The following is a 7193-nucleotide window of genomic DNA, read 5'->3' as shown; positions in this document are numbered from 1 at the left end:
CCCCGGGCGGGGGGGGGGGGGCCCCCCCCCCCCCCCCCCCCCCCCCCGGGGGGGGGGGGGGGGGGCGGCCCCCCCCCCCCCCCCCCCCCCCCCCCCCCCCCCCCCCCGCGGCCGCGCGGCTCAGGGCGCCGCCTGCTCCGCGAGGGCGCGCACCGACCGCCAGTTGCGGGTGGTCGCCACCACGCCGAGCTGCTTCTCCAGGTAGTTGTTGGTGAACTTCGACCGGCCGTAGCCGCCGTCCGGGTAGTGCAGGTAGACCTCGCGGCCGGTGACCGTGAACGCGACGTTCTCGCCGCCGGGCACGGTCAGGGCGGTCACGGCGGACTTCTCGGGCACCGTCGCGAGGAAGGCCACCAGCAGCCGCGTCGGGTCGTCCTCCCGGTCGGCGTACGGGTTGCCGCCGGCCACCGCCGCCAGCTCCCGGCCGCTGCGCACCAGCACCGGCACGCTCAGCCCCAGCTCGTCGGCGATCGCCCGCTCGATGCCCCGCGCCAGCGCCTCGGCGTCGCGCACCGTGCTGCCGAAGACCACGTTCCCGCTCTGCAGGTACGTCTTCACGTCGTCGTGCCCGAGACCGGCGACCAGCCGGCGCAGGTCCGCCATGGCGACCTTCGCGCCGCCGACGTTGACCCCGCGCAACAACGCCACCCACCTGTCCATGCATGCCCTCCTCGGCCTCGTCGGCGCCGGACAGCCTAGCCCTTCAGGGCACCGGATCGAACGGGGGCGACCCGCAGGAAATCCGTCCGGCCCGGGATAGCCGTGCGGCCGTCGGGCGTCTGTAACGGGTGAAGCGAGGAATGAGGGTGGTGGGGTGGACGACGACGAACGGGCGGTGCTGGCCGAGTTCGTGGCCAGCCGTGCGCCGGCGCTAATGCGGGTCGCTTACCTGCTCACCGGTGATCGGAGCAGTGCCGAGGACCTGTTCCAGTCGGCGCTGGCGAAGATGATTCCGAGATGGCGGAGCATCCGCCACTCCGATCCGGAGGGGTACCTGCGGGTTGTCATGTACCGAGAGCAGGTCAGCTGGTGGCGGCGGTTGCGTCGCCGCCGGAACCTACCGGTCGGTGCGGGCGATTCCGTGGTGACCGATCCGAGTGCGGGATCGGATCTCCGGTTGGCGCTAAGGGCCGCACTGTGCCAGTTGACGCCGGCGCAGCGAGCCGTGGTGGTCCTCCGCTACTACGAGGACCTGCCGGAGGCGGAGGTCGCCGAGTTGCTGGACTGTTCGGTGGGGACGGTTCGCAGCCGGACCCATCGCGCCGTCAGCCGGCTGCGGCAACTGCTGCCGAACGCCGAACTGGAGCTGAAGCGATGACCGAGCCGTTCGAACACCTACTCCGCTCCGCCCTCTCCGAGATGGCCGAGGAGGCTCCAACCATGCGGGACCAACTGAGCAGGGCGGAACAGCGGGCGCGTAACCGCCGCCGGACCACCGTCGCGGCGAGTGCGGCCGGACTGCTGGCCGCACTCGTGATCGCCACGCCGATGGCGTTTGCCCACAGCGGCAACGACGAGGGCCGGCCTGTCCGGCCGGCGAACCCCGCCCCGACGGCCAGCCCGAGCGGTCCCGACGAGGCGAGCCCGAGCCCGAGCGGGCCTGGCAAGGCGAGCCCGATCCCGACCCCGGGTGGGCCTGGTGGGGCGAGCCCGATCCCGACCCCGGGTGGGCCTGGTGGGGCGAGCCCGATCCCGACCCCGGGCGGGCCTGGCAAGGCGAGCCCGATCCCGACCCCGAGCGGGCCTGGCAAGGCGAGCCCGATCCCGACCCCGAGCGGGCCTGGTGGGGCGAGCCCCATCCCGACCCCGAGCGGGCCTGGCAAGGCGAGCCCGCGCCCGCGCTGATTCCGTCGGCGCGTGCCCAACCCTGGCGCGCACGCCGGGCCGGCCACCTGCGGTGGCGGGCCCGGCCCGGGCCGATCTTCAGCGAGCCTTCTCGACCTGGCGAGGGGGCAGGGCGCTGCTCGGCTCGGGTGCCCGTTCGGGTTGCGTGATGATGCCGGGCATGACTGCGCAGACCCGCCTCATGCTTCCTCAGAGCCGGCGGATGGCGGTGGAGGCGAGGCGGTAGCCGATGGTGCGGTCGACGATCCGGTCGACCAGCTCCGCCTTGCGTAGCCCGGTGACGCCGCGCAGCTCCAGGCTCGCGGCCAGCGCCCGTAGGTCGCGGGCGGTCCAGCCGGCGAGGTACACCGTACCGTCGTCGCGCCGCGACATGGCCGCCAGCGCGGCCCGGGCGCGGGTCGGGTCCGCCGTCGGCGCGGCCCGCCCGGCCGCCGTGGTGACCCCGCTCCCGGTCGGATCGGCGGCGGACGGGCCGGCCGCCCGGGCTGGCGCGGTGACCGGCCGGGCGGACGGTGACCGGCGGGCGTCGGGCGGACCGGTCCGGGCCGGACGGGCGTCGACCGGATGGCCGGGCGGTGGGCCGGCCACGGTGGTGTCGAGCGGCACCACGGCGAGCCGGGCCCGCCCCTCGACCAGGGCGGCGAGGTCGGCGGCGGGCAGGTCCCGCAGCAGCGCGGTGACCAGGTCGGCGACGTCGCGGCCCAGGCCGGTCACGCCACCACCCGCTCGGGCTGGAGGTGTTCGAGGAACTCGGTGGCAAGCTGGCGCAGCTCGTCGCGGACCACCGGCGCGGTGAGCCGGTCGCGGAGCACCACCGGCACGCCGCGGGGGGTGTTCGTGGCGAACGCCGTGACGTTCTCCCGCAGGGCGGTGGGGAAGACCGGCAGGCCGAGCGCGCGGACCTGGTCCATGTAGCCCTGGTGCGCGGCGATCGGCCGCTGCGCCATGAGCTGGATCATGGTGAACACCACGCCCGCGACGCCGGGGGCCACCTTGTGGTGCCGGCGGGTGGTGGCGAAGCGCCGGGCGTCGGCGTTGTACCGGTCGACCAGCTCCCGGACGTTGCCGTGCAGGTAGTCGATGCCCAGGGTGGACAGGTAGTCCGCCTTCGCCGGGATGAGCAGGTGGTCGCTGGCGATGATGGCCGACTGGGTGACCACGTTGAAGTTCGGCGGGCAGTCGATGAGCACCATGTCGTAGCCGCCCAGCGCGTCGTCGTGCAGCCCCTCGGCGAGGGAGCCGCGCACCCGGAACAGCTCGGCGTCGTACTCGTCGCCGTCGGCCACGCCGCGCGCCAGCGTCAGGTCGATGTCGACGAGCTGGAGGTGGGAGGCGATCAGGTCGAGGCGGCCGGCGCCGGTGAGCCGCGCGTTCGCCGGGCCGGGAGAGACGACCAGCTCGCCCAGGGTCACCGCCGGGGTGTCCCCGCGCAGCCCGTCGTACCAGCGCTTCACCGTCCGGCCGTCGCGCAGCCGCTCCCGCCAGTCGTCGGGGTCGTAGAAGCCGAACGTCAGGCTGGCCTGCGGGTCGAGGTCGACGAGCAGCACCTTCATGCCCCGGTTGGCCAGTTCGGCCCCGACGTTGGCGGTGACGGTGGTCTTGCCGACCCCGCCCTTGTAGTTGATCACGGACACCACGTACACCGGCGGCACCTCCCCAGACCGGGAACGGTAGCGGTCGGACGGATCGCGCGGGGAACCGCTCCGGCCGGCCCGCCGTTGCACGTAAGTACGTAACTTCGTAGTATCGATGTATGGCGGAGATCGAAGACCGGCTCAGCGCGCTGGAGGCGCAGGTGGCCGCGCTGGTCGAGCGTTTCGCGGCGGAGCCACCCCCGGCCGAGGCGCCGCCCGCGCCCGACGGTGTCTTCTGGGCCCTCGACGGGCTGAAGCGGCGGCTGCCCGCCGACGGCACCGGCGCGGTGCTCTACACCGGCACCGTCCGCCTCGACGAGGAGCACTACGACTGGCAGTACGGCCGCACCGTCGACGACGTGCTCGCCGGGGACTGGACGGAGCTGGCCGGCGTGCTGACCGCCCTGGCCCACCCGGTGCGGCTGCGCCTGCTGCGCGAGATCCTGACCGGCCGGCACGGCACCGCCGAGCTGGCCACGATCGAGGGCCTGGGCACCACCGGCCAGCTCCACCACCACCTGCGCCAGCTCACCGCCGCCGGCTGGCTGCGCAGCGCCGGCCGGGGCCGCTACGCCGTCCCCGCCGAACGGGTCGTGCCGCTGCTGGCCATCCTCACCGCCGCCCGCCGCTGACGAACCCCGCACCGCCTCCGGGCGGCCGCCGCACCAACCCGGCCGCCGCCCGACCTCCGCACCGCCTCCGGACCGACCACGACGGAAGGAGCACCATGCGCAAGCCGACCATCCTCGCCCTGGCCGTCGCACCCGTCGCCGCGGTCGCGGCCATCGGGATCATGCCGGGGCCAACCCGGCTCACGGGGCAGAGCACCGGCGACGCCGCGCTGGCCGCCGCCGTCCGGGAGGCGGTGTCCGACCCGGAGGGGCACCGTGGCCTCGCCGTCGCCGTGGTGGAGAACGGCCGGGTCCGGACCGCCGGCCTGGGCGACCGCGACCCGGACGGCCGACCCGTCGAACCGGGCACGCCGTTCGAGATCGGCTCGATCACCAAGGTGATGACCGGGATGCTCCTCGCCCGGCAGGCGGCGACGGGGGCCGTCCGCCCCGACGAGCCGGTCGGCGCCGCACTGCCCGAGCTGACCGGCCCCGCCCGCGAGGTCACCCTCGCCGAGTTGGCCAGCCACCGTTCCGGCCTGCCCCGGCTGCCCGCCACCTCGCCCGGCGACCTGACCCGCGCCTGGTGGACCAACCTCACCGGCGGCAACCCCTACGCCGGCGAGGACGCCGGGTGGCTGGTCGAGGCCGCCGGCGACGAGGAGCCCGGCGACCGCCGCGGGCAGGTCCGCTACTCCAACCTCGGCGTGGCGCTGCTCGGGCAGGCGCTCGCCGCCCGAGCCGGCACGTCGTACCCCGAACTGCTCGACCGCGAGCTGCTGCGACCGCTCGGCATGACGGCGACCGTGGTGGCGACCGACGCCGGCGCCCTGCCGGCCGGGCGGGCCGAGGGCGCCACCGGCAGCGGGCGCGCCGTCGACCCCTGGGTCGGCAGCGGCTACGCGCCGGCCGGGATCGGCTACTGGTCGACCGTCGAGGACCTGGCCCGGCTGGTCGGCGCGACGCTCGCCGGCACCGCCCCCGGCGCCGACGCCGCCACCCCGCGCTTCACCGACGACGAGCGCAGTCGGATCGGCTACGGCTGGTTCACCACCCGCCACGGCGACCGCGAGGTCGTCTGGCACAACGGCGCCACCGGCGGCTTCCACGCGTACGCGGGCTTCGAACGGGCCACCGGGCGGGGCGTGGTGGTGCTCGGCAACACCGACGCGGACGTGGCGCCGATCGGGCTGCGGCTGCTCGGCGTACCGGCGGAGGACGCCGACCGCGACATCCCCCCGCCGGTCTGGATCAGCGCCGGGCTCGCGGTGTTCTTCACCTTCCTCGGCGGGCTCAGCCTGCTCACCACGGCCCGCCGTGCCCCGGACCGGCTCACCCTGGCGCCCGCCGCCGCCTGGGCGGCGCTCTACCTCGGCCTCGGTCACCGGCTGGGCGACTGGACGGTGGTCCCCGCCTGGCTCTGGCCGGTGGGCGTCGGCCTCGCCGCCGGCGGGATCGCGCTGGCCGCGTACCGCTGGCGGGGGCTGCCGTCGCTTGCCGGCGCGCCGCCGTGGCGGCGGCTGACCGGCACGGTGGTCTCGGCGGTCTTCGCGGTCCTGGCCGGCGTCGTCATCGCGGGTGGCTGACGGCGGACGCCCTCAGCCGCCGGCGTCATCGCGGGCGGCTGAGGGCGGCGTCCTCAGCCGCGGCCGGCGAGCTTCGACCGGCGGTAGCCGTAGAAGGCGTAGATCAGCGCGCCGAGCACGAACCAGACCGCGAAGCGCAGCCACGTCTCCGGGGCGAGGAAGGTGATCAGCCAGACGGAGAAGAGCGCGCCGATCGCGGGCACCACCGGCATGCCCGGCAGCCGGAACGTGCGCGGCGCGTCGGGGCGGCGGTAGCGCAGCACGATCACGGCGACGCAGACCACCACGAAGGCGAGCAGGATGCCGATGTTGGTCAGCTCGGCGGCCTCCCGGATCGGCAGGAAGCCGGCGATGAGGGCCGAGCCGACGCCGACGATCCAGGTGACCCGGCTCGGCACCCGGCGGACCGGGTGCAGCTTGGCGAACCAGCCCGGCAGCAGGCCGTCGCGGCTCATCGAGAACCACACCCGGGTGACGCCGAGCATGAAGGTGAACATCACGGTCAGGATGCCGATGATCGCGCCGACGGCGATGACGCTGGCCAGGCCGGACAGGCCGACGGAGGCGAACGCGGAGGAGAAGCCGCTCTCCGGGTCGATGTCCCGGTAGTTCTGCATGCCGGTCAGCACCAGGGTGGCCAGCACGTAGAGGACCATCGAGATGGCCAGCGAGTAGATGATCGCCTTGGGCATGTGCCGGCGGGCGTCCTTCGACTCCTCGGCGGCGGTGCTCATCGCGTCGTAGCCGAAGACCGCGAAGAAGACCGTCGCCGCGCCGGTGAACGCCCCGCTCAACCCGAACGGGAAGAACGGCGAGTAGTTGGCGGTCTTGACGTAGAAGAAGCCGACCACGATCACCAGCAGCACCACGGCGACCTTCAACCCGACGACGAACGTCTCGAAGCGGGCCGCGGACTTGATGCCGAGGTTCAGCAGGAACGCGATGAACAGGCACAGGACCACCGCGAAGAGGTCCACCACGTGTCCGTCTCCGGTGCCCGGGGCGCCCAGCATCCACGCCGGCAGCTCCGCCCCCAGCTCCGTCACGAGGAAGGAGAAGTAGCCGGAGATGCCGATGGCCACCACGGCCACGATCGCGGTGTACTCCAGCAGCAGGTCCCAGCCGATGAACCAGCCCACGGCCTCGCCGAGCACCGCGTACCCGTAGGTGTAGGCCGAGCCGGCCTTCGGGATCATGCCGGCGAACTCGGCGTACGACAGGGCGGCCGCCGCGCTGGCGAGCCCGGCGATCAGGAACGAGATCAGCACGGCCGGGCCCGCGGTCTCGCTCGCCACCGCGCCGGCCAGGGCGAAGATGCCCGCGCCGATGATGCCGCCCACGCCGATGGCGGTGAGCTGCCAGAGCCCGAGGGAGCGGGCCAGCCCCTCGCCGCCCTCGTCGGCGATCTCCTCGACCGGCTTGCGGCGGAAGATGCCACTGCCGCCGCCGTTCGCGGCGCTTCCCGTGGAGGTCATCGTCGTCCCCCTTCCGATCCCGTCCGAGCGGTCGCCCGTGCG

General features: G+C 74.6%; 7 protein-coding genes. 3 read left to right on the top strand and 4 right to left on the bottom strand.

The window, feature by feature from the left end; translation table 11 throughout:
• Positions 1 to 120: 120 nt before the first annotated feature.
• A complete protein-coding gene (locus ACGF7U_RS28360; protein ID WP_393111793.1) occupies positions 121 to 660 on the bottom strand; it encodes a DUF1697 domain-containing protein in 540 nt (179 codons plus the stop codon).
• Between the two features lie 154 nt (positions 661 to 814).
• Here ACGF7U_RS28360 and ACGF7U_RS28355 point away from each other — a divergent pair, with 154 nt between their 5' ends.
• On the top strand, positions 815 to 1318 hold the full coding sequence (locus ACGF7U_RS28355; protein ID WP_393111791.1) for a SigE family RNA polymerase sigma factor: 504 nt from the start codon (positions 815 to 817) through the stop codon (positions 1316 to 1318).
• Positions 1319 to 2034: 716 nt separating this feature from the next.
• Here ACGF7U_RS28355 and ACGF7U_RS28350 read toward each other — a convergent pair.
• Together ACGF7U_RS28350 and ACGF7U_RS28345 are read right to left on the bottom strand one after the other, a co-directional pair.
• On the bottom strand, positions 2035 to 2559 hold the full coding sequence (locus tag ACGF7U_RS28350; protein ID WP_393111789.1) for a hypothetical protein: 525 nt from the start codon (positions 2557 to 2559) through the stop codon (positions 2035 to 2037).
• Entirely contained in the window at positions 2556 to 3488 is a 933-nt protein-coding gene (locus ACGF7U_RS28345) for a ParA family protein (RefSeq protein WP_393111787.1), read from the bottom strand. The genes ACGF7U_RS28350 and ACGF7U_RS28345 overlap by 4 nt, the downstream gene beginning before the upstream one ends.
• A 110-nt stretch (positions 3489 to 3598) precedes the next feature.
• On the opposite strand from ACGF7U_RS28345, the gene ACGF7U_RS28340 reads away from it, so the two are divergent.
• Positions 3599 to 4111, top strand: coding sequence for an ArsR/SmtB family transcription factor (locus ACGF7U_RS28340; protein ID WP_393111785.1), 513 nt, complete (start codon positions 3599 to 3601; stop codon positions 4109 to 4111).
• Positions 4112 to 4206: 95 nt separating this feature from the next.
• Positions 4207 to 5676 carry a serine hydrolase domain-containing protein gene (locus tag ACGF7U_RS28335; protein WP_393111783.1) on the top strand — a complete coding sequence of 490 codons (1470 nt, stop codon included), beginning with the start codon at positions 4207 to 4209 and terminating at the stop codon, positions 5674 to 5676.
• A 53-nt stretch (positions 5677 to 5729) separates the two neighbouring features.
• Here ACGF7U_RS28335 and ACGF7U_RS28330 read toward each other — a convergent pair whose 3' ends face one another.
• Positions 5730 to 7151 (bottom strand): amino acid permease, encoded by a 1422-nt coding sequence (locus ACGF7U_RS28330; RefSeq protein ID WP_393111781.1) that lies wholly within the window; start codon positions 7149 to 7151, stop codon positions 5730 to 5732.
• Positions 7152 to 7193: the final 42 nt, after the last annotated feature.

This window comes from Micromonospora sp. NPDC047670 (assembly GCF_043204915.1).
Classification (GTDB): domain Bacteria; phylum Actinomycetota; class Actinomycetes; order Mycobacteriales; family Micromonosporaceae; genus Micromonospora.
This window is presented reverse-complemented; position numbering and strand designations above follow the sequence as displayed.

Bases quoted from the DNA above. Each gene is read 5' to 3' on its own strand.
- ACGF7U_RS28360 (WP_393111793.1), bottom strand. From the start codon at position 660: ATGGACAGGTGGGTGGCGTTGTTGCGCGGGGTCAACGTCGGCGGCGCG.
- ACGF7U_RS28340 (WP_393111785.1), top strand. From the start codon at position 3,599: ATGGCGGAGATCGAAGACCGGCTCAGCGCGCTGGAGGCGCAGGTGGCC.
- ACGF7U_RS28335 (WP_393111783.1), top strand. From the start codon at position 4,207: ATGCGCAAGCCGACCATCCTCGCCCTGGCCGTCGCACCCGTCGCCGCG.
- ACGF7U_RS28330 (WP_393111781.1), bottom strand. From the start codon at position 7,151: ATGACCTCCACGGGAAGCGCCGCGAACGGCGGCGGCAGTGGCATCTTC.